Consider the following 25361-nt stretch of genomic DNA (forward strand, 5'->3'; position numbering starts at 1 on the left):
GCATTCACTGACATTCTCCTTTCTGTATGAGTAAGATGAAAACGCTTACCTTTATCTTATATCTTAGCTGTCATAAAATTAAATATCAATACTAATTTACTTTTCTAAAAATATTTTTCAAACTTAGTAGACTGTAACAGGCAGTTTTCCACTAATGGATGATTTACCTACTAAGTAGGAAGACACTACCTCAAATGCTGTTTCTGTGAATTCATACGTACAAATCATTCGATTCATATTCGTGAAGCAAGCTGCATCATAAGGGGATCTAATTGCAATAATATCAACCGGCTTACCAACGTCTATAAGATCTTTCACTAGTTGCTGTTGAGTAGTATGTTGAACAGCATTTAACGTTAGAACAACGATATGATCGTATTGTTTAGCTTTTTCAATGAGCTCACCATTACCAGTTTCATGTTCTGATGTCTTAATTTCCACGGAAGTTACATTTGGATGTACTTTTTTTAGTTGTTCTTTCATCGTCAGCGTGGAGAAACGTTTGTCTTCGACTATCAATGCATACTCATTAGTCGGATAAATTAGTAAAACACGGCTTTCTGGAAGAATTGGTGTTCCAGGACCAACCACTTCCGTGATCCCTTTCTTGTAAATCTCTTTCATCTCATTTCGATGCTGTATAGAACCAATTTCCACAAGCGATGTATTCATCGATTCAATTTCTTTCCAAGAAGTGTATTTGTTCGCTAAACTTTCAATACGTTTAACAGATTCATCGATTTGGTCTTCACTTATACGTCCCTCCCTAACTGCCTGTTCTAATTGGATGATTGATTGTTCTTGTAAATTATGCAAATGAGAAACCATTACAAAATCCACACCGGCTTGTACGGCTTGAACGCAACCTTCGACTGTCCCAATTCCTTTTGCAATTGCATCCATTTCCATACAATCTGTTGTAATGATTCCATCAAATCCTAATTCTTTTCGAAGAAGTCCAGTAATAACGGAATGTGATAATGTCGAGGGGACATTATCAACTTTTTCTAATGTCGGAAAATATACATGTGCGCTCATTACCGCATCTGCACCTGCAGCAATACAAGTCTTGAAAGGGACTAACTCAACAGCGTGTAATCTTTTTAAATCGTGCTTGATGATCGGCAAGTCTAAATGCGAGTCGACGTTTGTATCTCCATGCCCAGGGAAATGCTTTAACGTTGTCATGACGCCTGATTGTTGAAGCCCTAACATCGAATTTTTTGCCATGTTGGATACTTCGGCAGTATTTTCCCCAAATGAGCGAACACCAATAACAGGGTTATCGGGATTATTATTAATATCTACCACAGGCGCCAAATTCCAATTAACACCTAATGCTTTCAACTCTTTTCCAGTCATCTTTCCAGCAAACATTGCATTGCTGGGATCATGGGTTGCTCCAAGTAACATTGCACCTGGAATAATTGTTGTTCCTTCTCCAAGACGTCTTACAACGCCATTTTCTTGGTCTATACAAATGAGTAGTGGTGCAGTATATCCTGCCTTTTTTGCTTCTAATTGAAGGCTAGTTGTCAATTTCAATATTTCTTCAGGTGTACCAATATTCCTGCCAAATAATATAATTCCTCCAATATGGTATGTATGTATCAATTGTTTAATTTCTTCGGACATTGTCGTCCCTTTAAATCCTGCAACCATCAATTTCCCTACTTTTTTCGTTAAGCTCATGCTGCTCCCCCTCAAGTCTGAATTCCAAGAATTTCACATACTAATTTCAGCATTCTATACTTGTACAGATGATATTATGTAACCGTGGTCGTAAACGAATCATCGACTGAGTGCGTCCAAAATACACTCTATTCGTGAGAAGCATTACCGTTATCTCTTTTACTGGATCGATGTAAAAGCTAGTTCCCGTAAAACCGGTATGTCCATAAGTTTGAGCTGACATTAAATCTCCTACTGGACTCGCACCGTTTCCTTTTAATTGCCAACCAAGTCCTCTACTCTCATCAGAATATGGAGTGAAATTCTTTCTAGCTAATGCTAACCAATTCGAATCCACAATTTTTCTCCCTTCGTATACTCCGTCGTGCTCCAGCATTTTTGTGAAAATCGATAAATCTTCCATAGTTGAAAACAACCCTGCATGCCCACTGATCCCACCCATAAATTCAGTATTATCATCATGGACAATGCCGTATTTATGACTTTGAAGATGGTCAAGATATTCAGTTGGTGCATACTGCGTTCGGTTGAAGTTTGGCAAATAGCCAGTCGTTTTCATGGATAGAGGTTTAAAAATATGTTCAGCTGCATAGACATCGAGAGATTGTTTTGTAATATGTTCAATAATATCCATTAGAATAATGAAACCTAAATCACTATAGATGACAGCTGTATCTGGTTTGTATACCAATTGCTCCTCATTGATTTCCGTTAACACTTCTTGCTTTGATAGCTTCCGTTCAAAATATGGCCTATGTGCGATAAGACCTGAAGAATGTGTTAATAGTTGCTGTATAGTTAAGTGTTCTTTTCCATGCGACTTGAATGCAGGCAAAAAAGTAGATACTTTATCATGTAGATAGAGCTCACCCAACTCACATAATTGCAAGATTGCGGGTAGTGTAACCATTATTTTTGTTAGAGACGCCATGTCAAAAACATGACGTGAAGTAATCGGTACTTGATCATTTTCTAAGCTATTTGTTCCGATAGATTCATCAAGGATAATCTCCCCTTTATGTCGAACTCGAATAACTGCCCCCGGTGTGACCCCTTGTTCAATCTCCTTTTGAATAAATGTTCTAATTGCTTCTTTCACGTATTTCACCTCCACTATTGTGATCATCGATTAAAACGTCATCAACAATTTGTGCATTGAATTTTTTTATAAAGTCAGGATTCATCTGTATATTCCCTTCAGCCAAAGCTGCAAGTACAGCTCCCCCAACAGGAGGTACTTGCGTCTGCACAAATACTCCAAGCGGAATAGAATCTTGAGCTAAGTGCGAAAATCTTTCTATAAACATTTCAGCATGCTTAAATACTCCACCAGATAAAACAATTTTTGTTTCATGATATTTATTAAACAAACGATTATGACATGCTTCTATTGAATGCATCATTTTTTCACACGCTTTGTCCACAATTTTTTTTGCTACAATGTCCCCTGCTTGCGCCTCTTCAATGACGTAACGTGCAAGAGGTGCGATGACTGAACGTGGATGTTCTTCACCATAAATCTTCGTAATTAGAGCGGGAACACAATCTACGTCCATATATGAAAGAATACGTAAAGTTAATGTGGTAGACGGTCCTCGATTATCATAGGCTTCAAACACTCTTTTCAAAGCTTGATTGCCTAAATAAAAACCACTTCCCTCATCATCGAATAAATATCCCCATCCACCTGAGCGAGCTGTTTCTCCGCTTTTATTAACGCCTAATGTAATAGCGCCTGTCCCTGCAATTTGGACAATTCCTTCTCTCCCTAAAGTGCCCGCGTACAAAGCATTCATAGCATCATTGTTAACTATCACTTTAGTATGCCTTGGTAGATTTCTTTGGAGAATAGCATTTACTTCTTTATCCTTCCCACTCTCTCCTACTCCTGCAATACCTGCATAGCATATGGATAGTTGATTAAAAATAAGTGGGTTTTGCGTCTTTAGTAGACGTAGCATGCTGTTGAACACACTTTCAAACTCTTCTTGAGTAAGTGTGTTTGGATTGCTTCTGCCTGTTACGCAGCGCATGTAAACGTTCCCACTTTCATCTGCGACGATGCCTGTTGTCTGTGTCCCGCCACCATCAATACCTAATACATACATTGCTGGATAACCATCCTTTTCAGTATTTTGTTTCTAGCTCTATGTTTTTAGATATAGCAATAACTAGTAAACACATCTCTCATAGTGTAAATTCGACGTCTTTTTGATATTTCCTTTTATTTTTTAAAAATAAAACTGATATAAATTTTCAATAACACTTAATAGAAGCTCCAAGGTTGTCCTGCATACCCATATCGTGGATATATTAAACCTCCGTAATACTATGTAACACGCTTGTAATATAAATGAGCCCTCTCTGTAATGTTTAGGCTTTAGTATAGGACAAGTGATCAGTAGACAACAGACAAAATTCAAAACCATGTCGATCAGTGGTAGATAGGGGATACGAATGAAGAAAGTTGCATTATCATTACTCGTAGCAGGCTCATTAGCATTCGGAATTACAACAGGAGAGACTGAAGCGAGCGCTAGTTCAGCTCAAACAGCATCTGTACATAATGGAAATTATACAACAGCACATAATGTCAACATCCGTTCCGGAGCAGGAACTGACCATAAGATTGTCACATTAGCTAAAAAAGGCACGAAAGTTTCTGTTACAGGAGAGAAAAAAGTAGGTAAAGAAGTTTGGTACAGTGTTAAGGTTAACGGAAAGTCTGGCTGGGCACTGAGCACTTTATTGACAAAGAAGTCTGTCTCCACGAACAATGTTGCAATGGCGGATAGCGTTGTCCATACAGCAAAAGGATTGACAGGTATTCCCTATCGCTTTGGTGGCACAACTACTAAAGGTTTTGACTGCAGCGGATTCGTGCAATATGCATTTAAGAAATCAGGCAAGACAGTTCCTCGTGATACACTAGGACAATATGCAAAATCAACAAAAGTGAGCGATCCACAACCTGGTGATCTTGTATTCTTCAAAAATACTTACCGTGCAGGCATCTCACATGTAGGCATCTATGTAGGAAACAACAAATTCGTTCACGCTGGTGGGAAGAAATCACAAGTAATCAGTTTGAACAATAGCTATTGGAAGAGCAAATTCCACAGCTTCAAGCGTCTTTAATCGTTAACAACTATAGAAGAGGATTGCACATTCATTCATGTGCAATCCTCTTTTCATTTAGACGATCCGATTGATTCTGTAATGAGTTCCTTCTATTGAATAGGGCCATGTCTGGAGGAACTGCATCGTTTTCAAACGACCGATTTGCATCATTTCCTCTTTCTGTTCATCTTCAAGCGCAAACTGGGTTGCACTATATTGTTCGACGGGGATGAAGATGATATCCTTTTCATCTTTTCTAGAGATGTAACGTTCATCATGCGCATTTTTCATCGTTGAAAACAGTCCTTCGAACAAATTCAGCGCATTGCTAATCTCCCTGCCACGCATTTCCTCTTTCCGATGACTTAACTTCATGCCAATTAACGGACGAATTCTATTACCATTCTCTTCGTCAAAAATCCACATTGGAAAATTGCTCAACACTCCTCCATCCACAACGATTGTTTCCCCTGTCGGCGCTTTAAAACGCACAGGTTCGAAGAAGAATGGAATCGTGCAACTCATGCGAAGTGCGCGTGCAATCGGAAACGTTCCCGGCTCTATCCCGTAATGGATAAGATCGTCAGGTAGTACAATCAGCTTACCATGCGTTAAATCAGAAGCAACAAGTTTCAAGGATCCTTCAGGCAAATCGGAAAACGTGTACAACCCTTTAGCTGACAACTTCTCAAACAACCAATCTTCCAACGCCTGCCCTTGATAAAGCCCCATCCTCCAATATAAGAAAAGCCACTTCATAAACGGAAAAGGCAATATTGTCTTACGTGGATCGAGTAAATTTTGCAGATCCTCATCTTGCATCATTACTTCGATTTCCTTTCCTGAATAACCAGCTGCAATAAAACAAGCAATGATCGCCCCTGCACTTGTACCTGCTACTCGTTTGAACTTGTAACCTTTCTCTTCGAGAGCCTGGTAAGCACCGACTAGCGCAAACCCTTTCAAGCCACCACCCGCAAACACTCCGTCAATGAACATAGCATCCCCCCTATGATGTTCCTATACTATAATCTTCATCTTTCATATATAGAACAACAGTAGTAGAACGATTTAAAAAAGCACTTTTCCATTTAACCGGAAAAGCGCTCATTGCTTTATTTTAAATATCTACGTGCACCTGCGTAATTCGTCTTGTATAGTCCTGATTCAATCGAGATGATCTCCACACTTCTTGATGAACTTGGAGCGTGAATCATCTTGCCATCTCCAATATACATCGAAACATGATACACTTTCCCTTTTCCACCTTTATAACCGAAGAACATTAAATCCCCAAGTTGCAGATCTTTTCGTTTCACTGCTGTCCCGTGTGTCGCTTGAACAAAGGAATCGCGTGGAATGATTATTCCATGATTTTTGTACACTGCATACATGAGACCAGAACAGTCAAATCCGTACGAAGAAACGCCAGCCCATAAGTATGGCAGACCTAAATATTGCTTCGCAGCATTAACAATATCGGCTTGTTTTGGTTTAGGCACTGAACTGTATTTATCGAACATCTTAACGTCTTGCTTACGGACATACTTCGCACCGTCCGTAGCTGTTTGTACTTGAAGCCAGTCCCCTTCGTCTTTCGTCACTTTAAGAATCGTAGAATAGCTTATGTCTGTGAACGCATATTTGTTATGCAATTTCGGTTCATTGTATAACGTAGCGATTTTAGATTCGACAATCGCAATGTCACAATTTTCATAGTTGGCATAATACGCTTTCACATGCGATTTCGGTACCCAGCCTTGATACCCTTTCGGATTACCCGTTTTCACTTGCTCTTTCACCGCAATATACATCCAGTTTCCACTCGTCTTCAACACTTCCACTTCATCACCATACGTCGCTTGAGTGTCTGTGCGCCCGACGAGCCAATTCTTCTGTGCAACTGTCATGCTCTTTGACCACTTTTTCATGTCCGGATTCGGGATAACTGAAATGGCATCGATTGGACGGATTTTGTTTGGAGAAGCCCAAACATTCGTCACTGGCACACGTATTGCATAGCGTACTGTATTATCAGGTTCGTAACATGCTACAGTCCGTTTGAAGTCTGGATTAAGGATTCGTGCAAGGAACGTCGAGAAATGCGCTTTCGTTAACGACGCGCCGGGTTTGTATGTATTATCTTCATAGCCCGTTGTAATTCCGTTAACATAAAACGTCTTAATAGCGTCGCCTGCCCAGTACGTTTCATTCACATCACGGAACTGATACGTCGTTGTTCCTTCCAATTGAAACGCTTTAACTAAAATGCCCGCCATCTGGCCTCTTGTCAAATGATCATCAGGCATGAAGTTCCCTTCACTGTTACCACCCATGATGCCAGCATGGACGATTGCTTGGATCGTTGCGTACCCAGGATGATCGGCGTCAACATCGGTAAACGTCATTTCAAACCCTTCTCCAACTTCCAGCCCTAATGCTTTTACAATCATTTCAGAAGCTTCTAATCTAGTAATCGAGTCGCCTACACCAAAAACAGCAGTCGAATCCGCTGTCAATATCCCTTGTTTCACAAGATAAGCGATCTCGTTTTTTGCAGAGTGCGTATCGTCCACATCTTTAAAAATCGATGCGGCAGATGCACTGTTGAAGACGATTAACAGACAAGTCATCGCCATGAATATACTTATGATTTTCTTCTGCATGTACCTTTTCCCTCCAACTCTAGTAGTTCACTTAACTATACAAGATTCATAACAAATCCGATAGGTCAATTAAATAAAAATATATCGCTTTTATTGCGACTATTTGCTTCATTTTCAAGCAAGCGAACTACCTTTGCGTTTTTTTAAACTGGATTATGGGTATTCATAGTATCAGCACCATCACAAAGAGGAGGGAACATTTATGGATAAAAAAGTATTTATCGGCATGTATCATAATGACTCGGAACTGATGGCCCAGATCGATGATTTGAAGACGCAAGGGATTGAAGGTGAAAATATTTACGTCATTGCAGAAGATAAAACGGATGTAGCGATGTTCCAAGGCATGAAATACGGAGATGTACAAACAGCTCCTGAATCTTGGTTTGATCGTTTTATGGATATACTGACCGGTAGCGATTATGTGCGCTCCATGTTAGAGGAAGTCGGTGTCCCTGAAGGAGATATGGACAATTATTATGAACAGATCCAAAATGGCGGCAAACTATTGTACGTGGACAGGGGTGAAATGAAGAACTTGCATGTGCAACGAGGAGATCGCTTTGGTATGACGAACAGCGGTACAGATCCGAATCTTGGTGCCAATGCTGTGAATGCGTACGACAATGTAGTGTACGATGATACGTCGCCACAAGCATCGTTTTCAAAAGACACCGCCTATACGGAAAGTCTTGTGGATGAAGTAACGCCAACTTATAGAGATGCGCCTAAAGCAGCAGGTATGTATGAGGAATTACCGCGTGATAACAAAAGAGACTTCACTGTACATGAGAACCCTGCCCCTATTCATGAAGACAACGCTCCATTAGGTAGTTTTAGTGGACAATCTTCTCCTGAACTGGACACCTTTGCAACGTTACCAGCTAATGACTTGGAGGATTTGAATACTGTGGACGATGTAAATCCTCCTCAAAAACGTTATCCAGAAGATGAAAATCCATATTAATTTTGCGTGAAAGGAATGAAAGAACATGAAAAAGACTTTCATCGGAATTTATCACACAAGAGATCAGTTGTATTCTAAAATCAAAGCATTGCAGACAGCTGGCGTGAACGATAAAGACATCTATATCGTCGCGCAAGACGAGCTGATCGTGGAGGATTTAAAGAGTTCCATTTCACAAGATTTACAATCGTCCCCTTCCTCCATGCTCAACCGTTTCTTCGGTTTTCTAACAGGTGAAGACAACGTCCGTAGCATGTTGTCTGATGTAGGATTTTCAAAAGAAGAAGCTGACATTTACTATCAACGCGTCATGAACGGCTCAATGATCATCTATACAGAAGGATATCCTGCAGATGATTCCATAATTGACACGATTCATGATGAATCAAGATTCGGTGGATACGACCCTCTTTCTGCAGAAGAGATGCAAGCAGCACGGATGAAACATGAGTAAATACGGGCACCCGCAATATAAATGTGGGTGCCTTTTTTCATGCCAAAAATGATAGTCAAATAATATTGATTTGTAAAACTACTCATGTTAACATATTTGAAAGCGCTTTATTTTTTTGTATACAGGTTGAACACAGTTCAACTTTGTTGAATGAAAATATTTTAATAGGAGTGGTACTATGCAAACTGGAAACTCAAGAATACCTCAATACTTTAAAATGTCAGTGGAAGAAAGACAATCTGCTTTGGCATTAGCACTGTCTGTCGATATGGACAAATTGGATTTGCTTGTGAACTACGAAAAAGCACTTCCGTTATCAACGGCAGACACAATGATTGAAAATGTCATCGGAACATTTCAATTGCCATTTGGACTTGCAACAAATTTCACAGTGAATGGCACGGACGTACTTATCCCAATGGCAGTTGAAGAGCCATCTGTCGTCGCTGCCGCTTCCAATATGGCACGTATTGTACGCAAATCAGGGGGCTTCACAACAATCTACAAGGATTCCATCATGATCGGCCAGATGCATGTCATCCATGTTGATAATATGGATGAGGCTCAAGTGAAAGTAGCACAGGCTAAAGATGAGTTGATAGCAAAAGCCAATTCATTCGACAAGACGCTCGTCGCTTTAGGTGGCGGTGTAAAAGATATTGAGTTGCGTACTCTTATCCTTGGAACGGGTGAAAAAGTGCTCACTATCCATCTGCATGTCGACGTCTTGGATGCAATGGGCGCAAATGCAGTGAATACGATGGCTGAAAGATTGACGCCTGATATCGAGAGATTGACGGGTGGAACTGTGCTATTACGGATTTTAAGTAATTTAGCCGATCAGCGACTGACAACTGCAAAAGTGGCCATTCCATTCAATGATTTGGATACAGATGATTTTAAAGGGAGTGAAGTGGCTAAACGGATGGTCCTTGCGAACGAAATCGCTTTAGCTGACCCATATCGTGCAGCTACGCATAATAAAGGAATTATGAATGGCATCGATCCTGTCTTGATTGCCACGGGCAATGATTGGCGCGCAATTGAAGCAGGTGCGCATGCATTTGCAGCAAGAGATGGTCAATACCGCGCACTCACAAAGTGGACGATTCAAGACGAAACGTTACATGGCGAATTGACTATGCCAATGGCAGTCGGTATCATCGGGGGAGCGACCAAAACACATCCAACCGCCCGATTATCTCTTGAAATGATGAATATCCAGTCAGCCGCAGATCTCGCACAACTTGTTGTAGCTGTAGGACTTGCGCAAAATATGGGTGCTATCCGTGCCCTTGCAACTGAAGGGATACAGCGTGGACATATGACACTTCACGCACGCAATATCGCTTCACAAGTAGGAAGAAATGCCGAAGAGATTAACTGGTTGGAAGCACAGATGATTGAGCATAACGATGTGAGAATGGACGCCGCTAAAGAATTTCTGAACAATAGAAAATAATACGCGGAGGAAATCGATGCAACCTAACTTGATCGGTAAGAAAATTAAAGAGCTTCGACGAAAAAAAGATATGACACAGCAGCAATTGGCAGAATTGACCGGATTCACAAAAAGTCTCATTTCAAAAATTGAAAATGGACAAACTGGATCTGCTGTCGCGACTCTGTCCAAAATTGCTTCTGTTCTTGGCGTCACGCTCTCCTGGCTGTTACAGGAAGAATCGGACGCCGAACTTATTATCATGAAAGCAGCACAACGTAAGACAATTGAGGCAGGAGAAGAAGCGAGCTATTTATATCAATCACTTGCAAATTTATCGACAAACAGTAAAATTGAGCCTGTTATCGTCACCGTCATTCCAGGAAAAGATAAAATACAGCCTTATACGCACGAGGAAGATGAGTTCATTTATATCCTGTCCGGTAAAATCAACTTTTCATATGACGGAAAAACAACTATACTTCAATCTGGGGATAGTGCGTTTTTCAAAGGCAAAACACCCCACGTGTTTTTACCTATAGACGCACTAGAAGCAAAAGTGTTGACGATATTCATCTCAAACGATTAAGGAGGGTTTACATGGAGAAGAAAAAAGGGGTATTCTACGATATTTGGGGAGATAACGTAAACTTACGTGATTTACTCATTTCTATCGGACTATCAATACTATTCACATTGGGCGGCTATATTATTGCGCCAAATGAGCCACCTATGCCACTTGTTTTCGGTCTGACGGGCGGTCTCATAGCATTCATCATAACAAGCATCGTCATTAAACCGAAACGTAAAATTGTAAAAGAAACAGAGGTGACGGACCGATGACGTTATCAATCGTACTGTTGATGATACTGGCGAGTATTGCAGCCGCTATTCTTTACACACTTATCGGGATTGCTCCAGGCACGGATGAAACCGCAGTATTGGCACCCGTCACACTGGCACTTGTGTTGTTGAACGTATCTCCTTATGTCGTTCTTGCGTTCTTCATGTCTGCAATTGTTGCAAAGAAACTGACGGATTCCATTCCTGTCGCAGTAGCCGGAATTCCAGGCGGTGTCATGGCAGCTCCGATGGTTGAGCATGCGATGGTGTTAAAAGAACATGGTCTGCCTGATGTCAGTATCCGTAAAATGGCTTCAGGATCTGTTATCGGTACTATCGTATCGATTCCATTGAGCTTGCTCGTAGCAAGTTTAATCATTCCTTATGCATCATCCATTAGTAAGTACGCTGGACTTATCTTTTTCTTAGGTGCCATTTTCCTTGCTTTATTATCAGCGAACAAAATTCTTTCTTTGCTAATGATCGTCCCGTTTGCGTTACTCATTCAAGGTTTACGGACGTTGTACGGGGATATCGGCATTGTTCCTGAAGGTAAGACGGTATTCGTTTCCTTCTTCCTCGGAATTACGATCGGTCCTATTGTGTTCAAACTGTTTGAACTGATGAGCAAAGAATATCGGGACCGTGAAGAAATACACGGTGAAAAAGAAATTTCATTCAAACCGCAACCAAAAGTGAAGGGATTCCCAAATCCTTTTAAAATATTAACAAAACAAGAAGTTGCAACATCTGCTCTCGGCAGTTCTCTCGGTACATTCACATTCTTCCTGACACCTGTCGGAATGACGATTTTCCTTGGTGAATTCTTGACGAGACACATTAAAGATCCTGTCCAACGTGCGTCACGCGCGATTTCAACAATGGACGGGCTGACAAATGCTTCGTACATTTCAGGGACACTGATTCCGTTAATCGCGATCGGATTGCCGCTATCACCAATGGCAATCGGTCCCGCGAACGCGTTATTCAATGCACCACCCGTATTCACACCTGAAAATAACATTCATCACATTATGTCTATGGGAGAAATCGCGATTGCCACTTTGATCGGTGCTTCGATTGCAATCGTTATGACGTTCTATGCAACGATTAAATATTCGAATCAGATTTGTGCATTTGTTTTTAAGTGGGTGCCACATGAAGCATTGATCGGCCTATTTGCCGGACTTGTTGTCATGCTTGCTTTCATGGAAGCTGGCTGGGTGAACATTTTCGGGGTCATGCTTGTAGCGCTTGTCGCAGGCTTCCTCCACCGCCACGGCGTCAACTATGGTGTCATGTTCATGATTTTGTACGCTGCCCCTTGGTTGATGGGCTTGATTTGATTAAACATTAACTGCTCGATCCGGTATGTTCGCACATGCTGGGTCGGGGAGTTTTTTTATTGAGCGTTTAGGGCGATATTGAGCGGTTTTCTGCTGTGGTTGAGCGGTTCTTGGGCGATGTTGAGCGGTACCATGGTAACATTGAGCGGTTGCCGCACGACATTGAGTAGGTCCACGGTGACCTGGATATGAGCGCGAATACGACATTTACGGGCGCGGACATCGCTTTTATGAGCGCACGCATGCCATTTACGGGCGCGGATAACGCTTTTACGAGCGCGCGTATGCCATTTACGGGCGTGGACATCGCTTTTACGAGCGCACGGACGGCTTTTATGAGCGCGAACACTATTTTCACGCCTCCGTTACACCAACAAAATCCCATTACCAAACACATAAAACCACACAAATCCTACTCCCATTAATTCGCAATGGGTTTCCGACCGTAAAAACAAGGGTATCTTCTTTGGACAAGCGCGTTTTAGGAGGTAGGAACATGGAAAAGACGTTTATCGGCAGTTTCCCGACCCACGAGCGATTGGCCGCAAAAATTCAAGATTTGAAGCTTAACGGAGTAAAGGAGTACGAAATGTATATAGTTATGAAAGATGAAATTGCTGTAGAACAATTAAAAACGCATGCAACGAAAGAGGGACTCGACTCCCCGTTTAACTTATTTAATCGCTTCCTCGGTTTTCTCGTAGGTGAGAATAACGTGCGCAGAATGTTACGAGACTCAGGCTTTACGAACAACGAAGCAAAACAATATTTTGATGCCATTCAAGAAGGCGCTCTATTGCTTTACATTAAAGGTGAGCTCGACAAAATTCGTAATTCCGAATCCGAACAAAATAAGCCAGACTCCTCGAACTATCAACCTATCCCGCTCGATGACCTGGAAGCTAAATATGAAGGATAAAACATAGAAAAACCGATGGATACCATTCACCTCCATCGGTTTTTTGATTACGTCATGTCATTTTTAGGATTTGTAAATTCATTTTAATTATACGTCCTCTGAAGAAAACTTCTTCCGCCAAGCCACAAGTTCTTTCTGCATAACTTTATCCTCAAGTACTTCATCCCACCGTCCTGTCATCGCATTCCATATCCGCACAAAATAACGATCCTCTTCCACTTGATGCAGCTGAAATTCGATACAAGATGCAAACACGCTATCCAATTCAGTCACTGCAGAAATTGACTGAATGGTTGTCTGTCCGGTTTCATCGTGAATAAGAACATCCAATTGCTCCAATGCGAGACGCCAATCATCATCGCTAAAAGTGGTCAACTTCCGATTATCTGGTGCATAACGGTACGTATCCTTTACAGCTTCCTCTACTTCACCTGTTAAAAACGCTTCATGAGCAGGGCTATAATGGACCGTCGCCTCATCTTTTTCAGGAGGCTGAACGTAAATTCCACTTTCCAGTTGCCGCTTGCCCGTATCAGTTAACACAATCGTATCAGCAGTTTGCCGTATCATCCCCGTCATTGTCATCTTTTCAATCATATCTTCAATGAATAACGGTTCGACAACTAACATATTGCTCACTTCTTCTGCGGACGAAAACGCGGCTGTACGGAATGCCGTCAATAGCATCTTCATTAAAATATCCATCTTCGTCCGTTTTACGGTGTCATAGGAAATATCGATTGTCTGGATCGGCACGGACCATTTTGCCGTCTCCAATAGTTTTACATTGGGATTCCGTAACAGTTCATCCCGCAACTTCTTTTCTATTGAATCCATTTACTCTTCCCCTCCGACACTTATCGCTGCCAAATCCATGAATCCGCCTTGCGCTTTCACACGTTCTACCAATTGTCCGTACATCTCGCGTGTTGCAATCCTTTTCGGTCTCTTCATGAACATATCGGCACTTCCAACGATAATGAGCAATTCCCGTGCTCGTGACAACGCCACATTCAAACGGCGATAATCCTCAGCAAACCCGATTGTTCCGCTTGGTTGGTCGTGGTTACGGACAAAACTTAAAATGATAATATCCATTTCCATCCCTTGGAATTTATCGACAGAACCTGTCCGGCAATGCAAATGGTTCGGCATCACTTCCTGCTCGATCAGTCTGTCAATACGTTTAACTTGTTCACCGTAAAAACTAATGACACCGACACTTTTCTTCTTATCGGCACCAAGTCGACCATCCTGTTTTGCTTCATCCACTGCACAATCGAGTTCAGTAAGCAATTCACTGATCCGGTTCAATTCCGCCTCATTGTACAAACTCGTACCGCCTTTAACTTGTGCCTCGAAATATGCAGGTTCGTTCGGCATATCAAACCACAGCAGATGGTTATCGCGGCGAATGTGCGCAGATGAAAGCAAATGATCACGCGCCGCGTCCGAGTCCGGAAGACCACATTGCAGGCGGTAGTCGCCTTCTGTATAAAACGGTGCAATTGTAGACATGATTTTCTCGTGCATCCGATATTGGATACCGAGCATCATCTTATTTTGCTTCGGTAAACTTCTGAATAACCGCTCAAATAGCGACTCTTTTAGCATACCGCGCAATACTTCTTTCTCGGCGGGATCCTTTATTTCTTCGATAAATTCCTCCATCGTTTCCCTTCCGACAAGTGGTGGCAATTGATGATGATCACCGACCAAAATAATTTTCTTCCCTTTAAGCATTGGCAATAAAAGCTCCGGCGGCGTCGCTTTTGACACTTCATCGATTATGACGACGTCAAACGATGGATACTCTTCCATAAAGTCTTTGCGTGCGGAAGCGACACACGTTGTACCAATAACGTTTGCGTGTTTTACATATAATTTACGGATTTCATCCAAGTCGAAATCACTCGCACTAGCTAACATTTCGCTCCATTCATCTTGCAATGCTTGCGCAATTGGCAGTTGGCTAATTTCCTTCTGGATCGTTTCTTCTTTTTCAGAAGCAACAGTAATGAGCTTTGTAATTTCTTCTAAACGTTTCTTAGGTTCAGATTGAACGATTACGAGCAACTTTTCCTGTTCACCGTCAAGCACTCCAATGTCACTAGAAATCACGTTTTCTTTATCTATTTCAACGAGTAGGGACTGCTCTACTAATTCAAGTTGAGTCGATATTCCAGTCGCCTGCTCTTTGCACACATTCATTGCTTCCTCCAAAACTTCAGCAGCTTTTACCCTCTTGTCAAAGGTAGCTTTTACATGCTCAAGTTGTACAATTCGCGTTTCAACTTCCACCTGATCCGTATGCTCATCGACCAATTCAGCAAGTGTATCACTTTCGTCCTTCAGTCTCCGCAATTCTTCTTGGTGTCCATCAATAATCGATTGGACAGCCGCTTGCTTGCTTTCGAACTGTAGAATGTCCAATTCCATTTCTTCTTTAATTTCATTTTTCAATGAAGAAAAACGAGCGGCCGCTTCCCGGTCTGACGCAGTCTTAATAATGGTCGATTGGGCAGCTACTTCAGACGCTTTTCCGTTTAAGTACGCAAGGTTTTCAGCCAATCGATCTAACAATCTTGATTTCTCCGGCCCTTGCGGCATTGCTAATGTAGTTTTTGTTGCAGGTAAGATGAAGAATTTGCCGATTTTATCAAGCATCTCATGCATTTCTTCAGGTGTTTTATATTTATCTTCTTTTTTACTGCCTACTTTTTCAATTGCATATTGATTGGTGCGAAGGAGTGTTTCTGCATGTCTAATCCCTTTTTCAAGACGATCTGCGACCTCGCGCCACTCCAACAATTCGTATGGATACGTACCGTCTTTTATTTCAACCCGTAGACGTCGCAACGCATTCATTTCGAGCGTCGCCGTCAATGAGGGTTCCAGCTGACTCGCCTCGAACAACTCTTCTAATTCCTGCAGTTTTCGAATGGATGGTAACTGTTCTAGAAAACGTGGATATTGGTCATAAGCGGATGGTTTTTCGTTCGTTTCTTCCATTAGCCTTCGGATCTCCATTTCTGCATAGCCGATTGCTTCTACTGTCTGGAAATAACGGATTCTATTACGTTGTGTTAAAAGTTCATGCTCATTCGCATCCATTTCGACACGTTCATTAGGAAGGATACGTGTCGACTCAAGTTCCGATTCTAATCGATTTATCTTATTTGTAGCTTGTTCAAAATCATCGTTTAGTCTTTGTTGGCTTGTTCGTAATTCCTTTAAACTTTCTTGTAGATCTGTCTGTTGCTGTTTTAACAATTTCAGCTTTTGACTGTTCTCCCTATGTTGCTTTTGCGCTTCGTGCTTATTGGCAATTTGCTGTTCAACAACTGTGATTTCTGCCGCCAACTGTGTCTTTTGCGTTTCCAGTTGCGCAAGTTCCAATTTCAAAACGTTTTCTCGATCAGCTCGCTGTTCCCGCTGTTCATTTACAGCTGCCAGCGTCTCGTCCCGCCAATGAAGGGCAACGTTTTCTTCGATGAACCGTTTGCCTTCTTCTTCGATACTTTCCGTTCTGCCGTAGCGCAATATCCGGATGCCTGGATCGGCGAGCAGACGTCCGAGTGCATTATCCACTGCTAAATTAGACTGCGAAGCGACGAGAGTCCGTTGTCCAGCTTTCATGAGCTGATGGCAAAGCTCGGAAATGACTGTCGTTTTCCCAGTTCCAGGCGGTCCTTGGATGACATACAGATCATTCGCTGACATCGCACCTGTCACCGCCGCCTGTTGGTACTCATTCAATGGATGGTGAAAATCGAGCTCGAGTTTCTTGTTTGTAATTTGTACGACGGGCCGTTCTTCGAAAAGCACTTTTTCCAAATTAGCGTTTGCGGCGAATCCATCTTGCAAATCCTTGAAACCTTTGCGTAATCGACGGATCTGGCTAAGTTCAGCAAAATTGCTGAATGTCATTTCCCCCGTCTGTTTTGGCAATAAACTTCCTTGTCGCGCCAGCAATTGTGACTTCCTGCTTAACTCAATTTTCACATTCCGTTTGTTACGGTTCGTATCTGCAACGTGTCCGATATCACTATTTGAGCCATTAATTTTCGCGCTGAACCCTTGTATTGACCGCCACTGTTTTCCTTCTAACCCGTGACAAGTAATTGTTAGGACACTGAATGATTCATTAAGAACGGGATTGGAAAATTGGATGGTAACATCTGCAACATCAGCGTTTTTCTCTTCAATGCGCAAATAGCCTTCCCAGCTTGCAATCCGTTTTTCAACATATTCGGAACGCTCCTGTGCGATTGGTAATTCCCGTAGGCTCGTATACAGTTGAATCGGCATCGGTGTACCTGTTCGCCGATTCACTGCGAGAGCCAAGCGGACACCGAGTCGGCGATTAGTTCGAACAGGCTCTTTACGCCCTTTCACTCGGAAGCTTGTCGCAAGGAACCCTTCGTTTTTGTAGACGCATTCAAGCACGGCGACGCGTTCATTCAATAGTGTCGCCAGTTGCGGATTTCCCTGTGGATCAAAGTAGAAGGAGAATGTCATGTTGTCTTGTTTTGCCGGCAGTTTTTCGATATATACCGCGAAGCTATCTTGCTTTGAAAATAGGGCATATTCGTCTGTCACCCAGTTGCCGATTTCCTTTTTGGCGCGTGTTGTCAGATCGAGTCTGCAGTGCATTATTTCCATTTTTTCCACAGTGACATCCTCCTTCCATCTTTCTTTTCGTAATGAAGCCATGAGTTCTATCATACAACAAAATGTAGTTCGGATTAGTCCGAAAAGTTACCGATTCAGCCTCAAATTTAGATGGGTAATTGGTGTACCGTAAAATGGCGTTAATTTCAAGTAAAAAGTTATTTTTCTGTAAAAACGGGTATAGTTGCTGTACGTTATAGTTGAGAAAATAAGGAAAGAAGGGTTGATATATATGATTCAAAGAACCTATATTGGTTTGTATGATACTCAAGCGTCATTAATTGGTGCAATAGAGGAGTTGGATCGTAAAGGCATCACTCCAGAAAATATGTATGTAATTGCAAAAAACGAAGAAGATGTCGAAATGGTGCGTCGGAAGACTTATGACGATATCCAGTCTGTGCCGTCAAATTGGCTCGATCGTTTCATCGGCTATATATCAGGAGAGAATCATGTGCGCAGCATGTTAGTGGATGTCGGTTTTGATGAAGCGGATTTGCGGAAATATGAGGCAGAAATACAGGCAGGAAAATGGCTGCTGTATGTTGAAGGCGAACCTGAAAAAACGGCTTATGAAATCAACGCTGAACGTCAAAAAGCGGAAACAAATCCGTTCGACCATAGTGCTTCAGAGGCGGAGCGACTGAACGAACAGCATGACGAGTCTCCAACATCTATCGGGAACGATGGTTTTCCAAAAAACGAATATAGGGACAGTGTTATGGAAGTAAAGGACGAAGCGCAGTTCACTTCCCAAGAGGGACGTTTTTTAGGGAAGGCGGGTGGCGAAGCGTTGTACGATACAACAAATTACGAGTCCACTGCTGCTCCCAGACCGCGGCCTTCACTCGTACGCGGCACTCCAACACCTGAACGGAAACATCTTCATATGCTCGCAAAACAAGAGCGTCGACAGGACAATCCAACTAACCATTCAATAAATTATATCCCTACACAATCTACGTTTGAATTTGATGAAGATGTAGCTTCGAAAGATCCGATAATCATTGATTTGAGAGGCATTAGTAAGGACAAAGATGAAGCGAGTCTTTGGCTCATTCAAGATGAAGACGATTTGAAGGATTGAGGAAGTAGACAACTGACACGAGCTGTAATGTGTCAGTTGTCTTTTTTTATGTTTTTTATCCTTCTGAAGTCACGCAAAGTAATTTCACTTCACTGTCTGTGTAGTTGTACCAATAGTGCGGTTTTGTGGAATCGATCATAAATGAATCGCTCGGTCCGAGTTCGATAAGTTGTTCTTCAAGTTGGACAGTTAGCTTCCCTTCAATGACGTAAAGAAATTCTTGCCCCCGATGGGTAATTAGATTCCCTTCCGTCTGCCCTGGCTTTAACATGACTAATAGTGGGACGAAATCACGTTGCGTAACCATCGTTCCGAGATCTTTGTAATAGATGTTGTGCTGATCTGCGCGTTTATTGATCATAAGTATTCCATTTTCATCGCGATGTTCGTCCTCAAAAAAGATGCTCGGATTTACACCGAATGCAATGGAGATTTTTTTTAATGATTCCAATGTCGTTGATGATTTCCCTCTTTCAAGCTGTGATAAGAAGCTAATTGAAAACCCAGTTTTTTCTGCAAGCGTTTTCAATGTCATCCGTTGCTGTTGTCGCGTTTGTTTAATTTTTTCTCCAATATGGTTTTCACTCATTTTTCATTCTCCTAAATAATTATGTTGACAGAATATTAGTATATATTTATGATAGGCATAATGCAATTGAAGTGGTACTTCAATTTTTTACTAGGGGGAATGGATAATGGAAAAGAAACAGCTGAACAGAGTATTGATCGCAAGTCTCGTCGGCAGCTCGATTGAGTGGTTTGACTACTTCTTGTATGGAACTGTCGCTGCGCTCGTCTTCAACCAGGTCTTTTTTGTCAATGAAGATCCGACTGTTGGACTTATGCTTGCGTATGCATCATTTGCACTCGCCTTCTTCATCCGGCCGTTTGGGGGAATTATTTTCAGTCATATTGGGGATAGGATTGGAAGAAAGAAAACGCTCATTATCACACTAAGTCTTATGGGTGTTGCAACATTTGGAATGGGGTTACTTCCTACATATCAAGCAATCGGTATTTGGGCGCCGATTCTCTTAATTACACTTCGTCTAATCCAAGGGTTAGGTATTGGGGGCGAATGGGGTGGTGCGCTATTGCTTGCGGTTGAGTATGCACCTCCTGAAAAACGCGGATTCTTCGGATCTGTTCCGCAGATGGGAATTACAATCGGGATGATGCTTGGTACGTTCGCGTTGTCGATCATGACAATGCTTCCTGAAGATTCATTCATGACGTGGGGCTGGCGTGTACCGTTCATCTTGAGCGCATTGCTCGTCGTATTCGGTTTATGGATCCGTAAAGGGATCGATGAAACACCGTCATTCAAAGCGGTTCAGGAACGCGGGGAAATTCCAAAGCTCCCAATCGTTACGACATTGAAAACGCATTGGCGTGAAGTTTTGATAGCCATCGGGGCAAAAGTTGTTGAGACGGCTCCTTTCTATATTTTCAGTACGTTCATCGTTTCGTATGCAACGACGTATCTAGACTATTCAAGAACAGCGACATTAAATTCAGTCATGGTTGCGACAATCGTAACGACGATTCTTATTCCGATTATGGGTAAACTGTCTGACAAAGTTGGCCGGAAACCTTTATACGTATGGGGTGCTGTCGGAATGATTATCTTCGCATTCCCGTACTTCTGGATGATTCACCAAGGTTCAGTTACATTGCTTGTCATTGCCACTGTCATTGGACTTGGCGTCATCTGGGCACCAATTACGGCAGTTCTCGGGACGATGTTCTCTGAGATTTTCTCAGCTGAAGTTCGTTATACAGGTATTTCACTCGGTTATCAGATCGGTGCAGCAGTTGCTGGGGGTACAGCACCTTTAGTTGCCACTGCATTACTAGCAAACTTTAATAATTCTTATATACCGGTTGCGCTTTACATCATTTTCACCGCGGTTGTTTCACTACTTGCTATCTGGGCAGTGAAAGACCGGAAAAATCAAGCGCTCGATCAATAATTTTGAAGGAGCGGATTAGATGTTAATTATTAATGAAAAAGAAATTCAACAGCATTATTTTATGGCAGATGCATTAGTGGATGTCGAACATATATTGCGAGCGAAAGCGGAAGAGCAAATTGCTAATCCGCATCGCACAGTCATCGAGTTTCCGCAGCATAGCGCTTCCGTTTTATATATGCCGAGTTCAGACTTGGAGAATGAAATGACGACTGTTAAAACGGTGACGATTTTCCCGGATAATCCAGCTGTCGGGAAACCGACGACGCAAGGAGTCATCCTTGTATCAGATGCGAAAAATGGCGAACATCTCGCAATGATGAACGCTTCGTATTTGACGAGACTGCGGACAGGGGCGTTAAGCGGACTCGCGACTGATAAACTTGCACGTGAAGATTCAAAAGTATTGGTCGTCATCGGAACAGGTGCAATGGCGTTCGAGCAAGTGCTTGGCGTGCTTGCGGTACGGAAAATCGAGAAGATGTTGCTTGTTAATCCAACGACTGAGAAAGCTGTGAAGTTCAAAGACCGCTTAGTCAGTTTCGGCGTTGACAGTTCCATTGAATTCGAAATTATTGAAGATGTAGCTAAGGCAGTGCGGCAGGCGGATATTATTTGTTGCAGTACGCGTTCGAAAACGCCTGTCTTTGATGGTGTAGATGTACAGCCGGGCACACATGTAAATGGGGTCGGGTCATATTTACCAACTATGCGTGAAGTGGATCATACATTCATTAAACGATGCGACAAGATTGTGACGGATGATGAAGGCGGCGTGAAAGAGGAAGCCGGTGAAATCATTTATGCGAATGAACAGGATGATTGGTCATATGATGAGCTGCACGGGGAACTGATGGATCTTGTCACAGATAAAGTTATATCTAGAGAGAACACTGAAGAGATTACGTTCTTCAAATGTGTTGGCGCTGCGTATTTCGACTTGGCCGTTGCGCAAGGGGTTTATCGGAAAGCAGTGCAAAATGGATATGGTGTGGAAGTTGAGGTATAAGTCTTTCATTGACATACGGAAGCTAAAGTAAGACTAAAAAAGCGGTGCTATTGATTTTACTGATAGCACCGCTTTTCTATTTTTTTCAAACAACAGTACGACGTCGTTTTTGTATCAGTTTCAACACAAATGGTGAAAGCAACGCAAGGATAATCAAGATCATGAAGACGACACTAATCGGTCTAGAGAAGAAGAACTCCACCAAATGTCCTTGTCCCATTACCAATGATTGCCCAAGTCCCTTTTCAGCAATTGGCCCTAGTATCATTCCTAGAATGACAGGTGCTGTACTGAAACCTGTTTTACGCATCAAATATCCTAATACGCCAAAGAACAACATCATATACACATCGAACATACTATTATTAATAGCGTAAGAACCTAAGACGCATAAAATGATAATGACTGTAATGAGTATATTCGGGGGCACTTTTAATGCTTTGATGAAATACTTTGCACCAAAAAGCCCGACAATCCCCATTAATATATTTGCTACGATGAACCCGATAATTACCGCATAGCTAATCGTGGCATTCGCTGTGAATAATTCATTACCTGGCACAAGTCCTTGAATCATTAATCCACCAAGTAAAACTGCAGTTGTTGAACTACCAGGAATACCAAGTGTCATTAACGGAATGAGCGCTCCACCCGTAACTGCATTATTTGCAGCTTCAGAGCCCGCGATTCCTTCAATGCTTCCTTTACCAAATTCCTCTTTGTTTTTCGAGAAACGCTTTGCTTCATTATATCCGACCCACGAACCGACATCCCCGCCGGCTCCCGGTAAAATCCCAACAAGAACACCAAGTCCAGAAGATCTTAGTATCGTCGGAAGTGTTTTCTTCATGTCTGCCCGGTTAGGTAATAATTTAGTTAGCTTTTGCTTAACTACTTCCTTCTTCGCTCCATCTTTCTTTTCAAGCATGATGAACACTTGCGATAAAGAAAATAGACCGATCAAAGCCGGAACTAGAGATATACCAGACTCCAATGATACATTGCCAAACGTATAACGTGGAAATCCAGTAATAATGTCAATGCCAATTGTTCCAATTAATAAACCGAGAACTCCTGATGCCAGTCCCTTAACCATAGATGCACCAGATAAGGATCCGATAATTGTTAAACCAAAAATGGCAAGCAGGAAGTATTCAGGTGCACTAAACATCAATGATAACTTGGCAAGCGGTGGAGCTAAGAACAATAATGCAACTCCACTAATAAAACCACCGATCATCGAAGATACAGTACTAATCCCAATCGCTCTTGCGGCCATACCTTTTTGTGTTAATTGATAACCATCCAACGCTGTGGCTGCTGAGGCAGGAGTACCTGGTGTATGAAGCAGTATTGACGCAAGAGAACCCCCATATGTTGCAGAAGTATAGATTGCTGTCAACATGACAAGGCCTGCAACCGGCTCCATACCAAACGTAATTGGCACTAACAACGCAACCGCCATCGTCGAGCTTAGTCCTGGAAGAGCTCCGATGACAATTCCACCGACCACACCTACGAAAAGGGCGATGAGCGTTTGGACAGTGAAGAGGTTTGCTACTATTTGTAGAATTATAGAAGTATCCATTTCAAGCACCCTTTCTTAAAAAAGTAATCCAGTCGGTAGAAATACATGCAGTAACTTTACGAATAGAAGATAAATGAAAAGTAGTGTAAATACAATCGTCAAAATATACGCTTTAAGTGATTTCATGCCCAATGCAAATAGAATTCCAATCATGAATATTGCAGTGGAAACAAAAAATCCTAAAACATTAATAAGGATGACATAGATTGTTACAGTCACTAAAATGAGAACAGGCATTTTAATCATGCTGAATGATAGCTGTTCTTCATCATCTGCGGCAGGTACGTCTATCGCTTTTGCACGCATTGTAGTTTTTCGAAATCCATTAAAGAGCAATAGTATCGAGAAAAAGATGAACAATCCTAATATTAAATATGGAAATAAAGCGGCACGTTCAGGAAACCCCTTTGCTTGCACTATAAAAAACATTGAAGTCACTAAAATAATAAAACCTGCATACACGTCATGGTGTAATTGTTTCAGCATTTAAGCTCACACCCTTCTACTACTTAGAATAAAGAACTATCGTAATAACCAGTCCATCACTAGTTATAGTGGTGGACTGGATCTATCCAAAACTCAGTTACACTTCACCATTACCAACCTAAAAGGTCTTTTAAATCTATTACTGCTTCTTCATCCTTTTTCAAGATATCCATATAATCTTCACCGTTCTCGTAGTTCACACCATAACCGAGATCCGCCATTTTTTGAATATGCTCCTCATTCGTAACTGCCTTTTCAAGCGCAGATTGCAACTTAGCTAAAACTTCTGGATCCAACCCTTTAGGTGCAATCAGTCCACGTGAAGATTCTTGATAAATCTCGAATCCGCTTTCTTCAAATGTCGGTACATCCTCCATGAACTCAGAACGTTTAGATGCAGCTACTCCAAGTACTTTAATCTCTTTGTCTTTATATAAACTTAATACTTCTCCAGCATTAGCAACTAACAAATCGACATGTCCACCTAGTACAGCAGCACGACTCTCCGCTGCACCGTCAAAGTGCACAGCTTCCAGTTGCGTACCATACTTTTTGTTAAAACTTAAAATCACTAAATGTTCATCTGTACCTTCGCCTGTTGCAGTAACTGTCAATTTGTTATCTTTTGCATAAGCGACCAACTCTTCTATTGTTGAAAAACGGTTTTCATCTTTACGGATTGCAATTATATCCGGATCGATTACGTGCATGCCTAAACCGACAAAGTCATCTAAACTTTTATCCCGTTTCAATGTAGGATTCATATAGCCTGTAATGATATGTGGTGAATTTGCTAGTCCAATTGTGTAGCCGTCAGATTTTGCATTTGCTAGTTCATTCCAGCCAACCCAGCCGCCACCGCCTGTTTTGTTCACAACATTCACAGTCACGCCAAGCTCATCTTCCAAATACGGCTGAAGAAGTCGTGCACCTGTATCCGTTCCTCCACCAGCTGACCACGGAACAATTAATGTAATCGGCTTTTTAGGGAAATCTGCATCTGCTTTTCCCGCTTGATCTGAATCTTTCCCACATGCCGCCATTGCGACAGACAAAACAACCATAAATGCTAACAATATAAATTTTTTCATTTTTT

22 protein-coding genes are annotated in these 25361 nt (G+C 41.9%); 11 read left to right on the forward strand and 11 right to left on the reverse strand.

Annotated elements, in window-relative coordinates:
• Positions 1–123: 123 nt before the first annotated feature.
• From nagZ to H9649_RS09305, 3 genes are read right to left on the reverse strand one after another with little or no spacing between them, the layout of a single operon-like run.
• A complete protein-coding gene (nagZ, locus tag H9649_RS09295) occupies positions 124–1692 on the reverse strand; it encodes a beta-N-acetylhexosaminidase (RefSeq protein WP_191694471.1) in 1569 nt (522 codons plus the stop codon).
• A 46-nt stretch (positions 1693–1738) separates the two neighbouring features.
• A complete protein-coding gene (locus tag H9649_RS09300) occupies positions 1739–2791 on the reverse strand; it encodes a serine hydrolase domain-containing protein (RefSeq protein ID WP_191694472.1) in 1053 nt (350 codons plus the stop codon).
• Complete coding sequence (locus H9649_RS09305; RefSeq protein ID WP_191694473.1) at positions 2775–3800, reverse strand: N-acetylglucosamine kinase; 1026 nt, start codon at positions 3798–3800, stop codon at positions 2775–2777. Before H9649_RS09305 ends, H9649_RS09300 begins: the two co-directional genes overlap by 17 nt.
• Before the next feature lie 349 nt (positions 3801–4149).
• On the opposite strand from H9649_RS09305, the gene H9649_RS09310 reads away from it, so the two are divergent.
• Positions 4150–4830, forward strand: a complete 681-nt coding sequence (locus H9649_RS09310; RefSeq protein ID WP_191694474.1) for a C40 family peptidase — start codon at positions 4150–4152, stop codon at positions 4828–4830.
• Positions 4831–4887: 57 nt separating this feature from the next.
• On the opposite strand, the gene H9649_RS09315 is transcribed toward H9649_RS09310, so the two are convergent.
• Positions 4888–5811: a patatin-like phospholipase family protein gene (locus tag H9649_RS09315; RefSeq protein WP_191694475.1), complete on the reverse strand. Its 924-nt coding sequence runs from the start codon at positions 5809–5811 to the stop codon at positions 4888–4890.
• Positions 5812–5927: 116 nt separating this feature from the next.
• Positions 5928–7478: an S-layer homology domain-containing protein gene (locus H9649_RS09320; protein WP_191694476.1), complete on the reverse strand. Its 1551-nt coding sequence runs from the start codon at positions 7476–7478 to the stop codon at positions 5928–5930.
• Between the two features lie 202 nt (positions 7479–7680).
• Here H9649_RS09320 and H9649_RS09325 point away from each other — a divergent pair, with 202 nt between their 5' ends.
• The 7 genes from H9649_RS09325 (at position 7681) to H9649_RS09355 (ending at position 13448) form a co-directional block, all read left to right on the forward strand.
• A complete protein-coding gene (locus tag H9649_RS09325) occupies positions 7681–8445 on the forward strand; it encodes a general stress protein (RefSeq protein ID WP_191694477.1) in 765 nt (254 codons plus the stop codon).
• A 25-nt stretch (positions 8446–8470) separates the two neighbouring features.
• A complete protein-coding gene (locus tag H9649_RS09330) occupies positions 8471–8899 on the forward strand; it encodes a general stress protein (RefSeq protein WP_191694478.1) in 429 nt (142 codons plus the stop codon).
• Between the two features lie 178 nt (positions 8900–9077).
• On the forward strand, positions 9078–10361 hold the full coding sequence (locus H9649_RS09335; protein ID WP_191694479.1) for a hydroxymethylglutaryl-CoA reductase, degradative: 1284 nt from the start codon (positions 9078–9080) through the stop codon (positions 10359–10361).
• A gap of 16 nt (positions 10362–10377) precedes the next feature.
• Positions 10378–10929 (forward strand): helix-turn-helix domain-containing protein, encoded by a 552-nt coding sequence (locus tag H9649_RS09340; protein ID WP_191694480.1) that lies wholly within the window; start codon positions 10378–10380, stop codon positions 10927–10929.
• 11 nt (positions 10930–10940) lie between these two features.
• The gene (locus H9649_RS09345; RefSeq protein ID WP_191694481.1) at positions 10941–11183 is read left to right on the forward strand and encodes a hypothetical protein; all 243 of its coding nucleotides are present in this window, start codon (positions 10941–10943) and stop codon (positions 11181–11183) included.
• Positions 11180–12529 carry a tripartite tricarboxylate transporter permease gene (locus H9649_RS09350; RefSeq protein WP_191694482.1) on the forward strand — a complete coding sequence of 450 codons (1350 nt, stop codon included), beginning with the start codon at positions 11180–11182 and terminating at the stop codon, positions 12527–12529. Before H9649_RS09345 ends, H9649_RS09350 begins: the two co-directional genes overlap by 4 nt.
• Positions 12530–13025: 496 nt before the next feature.
• Entirely contained in the window at positions 13026–13448 is a 423-nt protein-coding gene (locus tag H9649_RS09355) for a general stress protein (RefSeq protein ID WP_191694483.1), read from the forward strand.
• 87 nt (positions 13449–13535) lie between these two features.
• On the opposite strand, the gene H9649_RS09360 is transcribed toward H9649_RS09355, so the two are convergent.
• Both H9649_RS09360 and H9649_RS09365 read right to left on the reverse strand, forming a co-directional pair.
• On the reverse strand, positions 13536–14285 hold the full coding sequence (locus H9649_RS09360) for a hypothetical protein (RefSeq protein ID WP_191694484.1): 750 nt from the start codon (positions 14283–14285) through the stop codon (positions 13536–13538).
• Positions 14286–18113 carry a DEAD/DEAH box helicase gene (locus tag H9649_RS09365; RefSeq protein ID WP_225229795.1) on the reverse strand — a complete coding sequence of 1276 codons (3828 nt, stop codon included), beginning with the start codon at positions 18111–18113 and terminating at the stop codon, positions 14286–14288.
• Between the two features lie 241 nt (positions 18114–18354).
• Between H9649_RS09365 and H9649_RS09370 the strand changes: the two genes are divergently transcribed.
• A complete protein-coding gene (locus tag H9649_RS09370) occupies positions 18355–19209 on the forward strand; it encodes a general stress protein (protein ID WP_191694486.1) in 855 nt (284 codons plus the stop codon).
• 55 nt (positions 19210–19264) lie between these two features.
• Here H9649_RS09370 and H9649_RS09375 read toward each other — a convergent pair whose 3' ends face one another.
• Entirely contained in the window at positions 19265–19798 is a 534-nt protein-coding gene (locus H9649_RS09375; protein WP_191694487.1) for a cupin domain-containing protein, read from the reverse strand.
• Between the two features lie 106 nt (positions 19799–19904).
• Between H9649_RS09375 and H9649_RS09380 the strand changes: the two genes are divergently transcribed.
• Complete coding sequence (locus H9649_RS09380; RefSeq protein ID WP_191694488.1) at positions 19905–21182, forward strand: MFS transporter; 1278 nt, start codon at positions 19905–19907, stop codon at positions 21180–21182.
• 19 nt (positions 21183–21201) lie between these two features.
• Positions 21202–22191: an ornithine cyclodeaminase family protein gene (locus H9649_RS09385; RefSeq protein ID WP_191694489.1), complete on the forward strand. Its 990-nt coding sequence runs from the start codon at positions 21202–21204 to the stop codon at positions 22189–22191.
• Between the two features lie 85 nt (positions 22192–22276).
• Here H9649_RS09385 and H9649_RS09390 read toward each other — a convergent pair whose 3' ends face one another.
• The 3 genes from H9649_RS09390 to H9649_RS09400 form a co-directional block, all read right to left on the reverse strand.
• Complete coding sequence (locus H9649_RS09390; protein ID WP_191694490.1) at positions 22277–23779, reverse strand: tripartite tricarboxylate transporter permease; 1503 nt, start codon at positions 23777–23779, stop codon at positions 22277–22279.
• A 15-nt stretch (positions 23780–23794) separates the two neighbouring features.
• Positions 23795–24265 carry a tripartite tricarboxylate transporter TctB family protein gene (locus tag H9649_RS09395; RefSeq protein ID WP_191694491.1) on the reverse strand — a complete coding sequence of 157 codons (471 nt, stop codon included), beginning with the start codon at positions 24263–24265 and terminating at the stop codon, positions 23795–23797.
• A 110-nt stretch (positions 24266–24375) separates the two neighbouring features.
• Positions 24376–25356 (reverse strand): tripartite tricarboxylate transporter substrate binding protein, encoded by a 981-nt coding sequence (locus H9649_RS09400; RefSeq protein WP_191694492.1) that lies wholly within the window; start codon positions 25354–25356, stop codon positions 24376–24378.
• Positions 25357–25361: the final 5 nt, after the last annotated feature.

This window comes from Sporosarcina quadrami (assembly GCF_014836615.1).
Classification (GTDB): Bacteria; Bacillota; Bacilli; order Bacillales_A; family Planococcaceae; genus Sporosarcina; species Sporosarcina quadrami.

Excerpts from the sequence above, each read along its gene's own strand:
- H9649_RS09365 (WP_225229795.1), bottom strand. The coding sequence starts at position 18,113 with ATGGAAATAATGCACTGCAGACTCGATCTGACAACACGCGCCAAAAAG.
- H9649_RS09390 (WP_191694490.1), bottom strand. The coding sequence starts at position 23,779 with ATGGATACTTCTATAATTCTACAAATAGTAGCAAACCTCTTCACTGTC.
- H9649_RS09345 (WP_191694481.1), top strand. The coding sequence starts at position 10,941 with ATGGAGAAGAAAAAAGGGGTATTCTACGATATTTGGGGAGATAACGTA.
- H9649_RS09400 (WP_191694492.1), bottom strand. The coding sequence starts at position 25,356 with ATGAAAAAATTTATATTGTTAGCATTTATGGTTGTTTTGTCTGTCGCA.
- H9649_RS09310 (WP_191694474.1), top strand. The coding sequence starts at position 4,150 with ATGAAGAAAGTTGCATTATCATTACTCGTAGCAGGCTCATTAGCATTC.
- H9649_RS09340 (WP_191694480.1), top strand. The coding sequence starts at position 10,378 with ATGCAACCTAACTTGATCGGTAAGAAAATTAAAGAGCTTCGACGAAAA.
- H9649_RS09320 (WP_191694476.1), bottom strand. The coding sequence starts at position 7,478 with ATGCAGAAGAAAATCATAAGTATATTCATGGCGATGACTTGTCTGTTA.
- H9649_RS09305 (WP_191694473.1), bottom strand. The coding sequence starts at position 3,800 with ATGTATGTATTAGGTATTGATGGTGGCGGGACACAGACAACAGGCATC.
- H9649_RS09375 (WP_191694487.1), bottom strand. The coding sequence starts at position 19,798 with ATGAGTGAAAACCATATTGGAGAAAAAATTAAACAAACGCGACAACAG.
- H9649_RS09315 (WP_191694475.1), bottom strand. The coding sequence starts at position 5,811 with ATGTTCATTGACGGAGTGTTTGCGGGTGGTGGCTTGAAAGGGTTTGCG.
- H9649_RS09395 (WP_191694491.1), bottom strand. The coding sequence starts at position 24,265 with ATGCTGAAACAATTACACCATGACGTGTATGCAGGTTTTATTATTTTA.
- H9649_RS09335 (WP_191694479.1), top strand. The coding sequence starts at position 9,078 with ATGCAAACTGGAAACTCAAGAATACCTCAATACTTTAAAATGTCAGTG.
- H9649_RS09325 (WP_191694477.1), top strand. The coding sequence starts at position 7,681 with ATGGATAAAAAAGTATTTATCGGCATGTATCATAATGACTCGGAACTG.
- H9649_RS09385 (WP_191694489.1), top strand. The coding sequence starts at position 21,202 with ATGTTAATTATTAATGAAAAAGAAATTCAACAGCATTATTTTATGGCA.
- H9649_RS09350 (WP_191694482.1), top strand. The coding sequence starts at position 11,180 with ATGACGTTATCAATCGTACTGTTGATGATACTGGCGAGTATTGCAGCC.
- H9649_RS09355 (WP_191694483.1), top strand. The coding sequence starts at position 13,026 with ATGGAAAAGACGTTTATCGGCAGTTTCCCGACCCACGAGCGATTGGCC.
- H9649_RS09370 (WP_191694486.1), top strand. The coding sequence starts at position 18,355 with ATGATTCAAAGAACCTATATTGGTTTGTATGATACTCAAGCGTCATTA.
- H9649_RS09380 (WP_191694488.1), top strand. The coding sequence starts at position 19,905 with ATGGAAAAGAAACAGCTGAACAGAGTATTGATCGCAAGTCTCGTCGGC.
- H9649_RS09360 (WP_191694484.1), bottom strand. The coding sequence starts at position 14,285 with ATGGATTCAATAGAAAAGAAGTTGCGGGATGAACTGTTACGGAATCCC.
- H9649_RS09330 (WP_191694478.1), top strand. The coding sequence starts at position 8,471 with ATGAAAAAGACTTTCATCGGAATTTATCACACAAGAGATCAGTTGTAT.
- nagZ (WP_191694471.1), bottom strand. The coding sequence starts at position 1,692 with ATGAGCTTAACGAAAAAAGTAGGGAAATTGATGGTTGCAGGATTTAAA.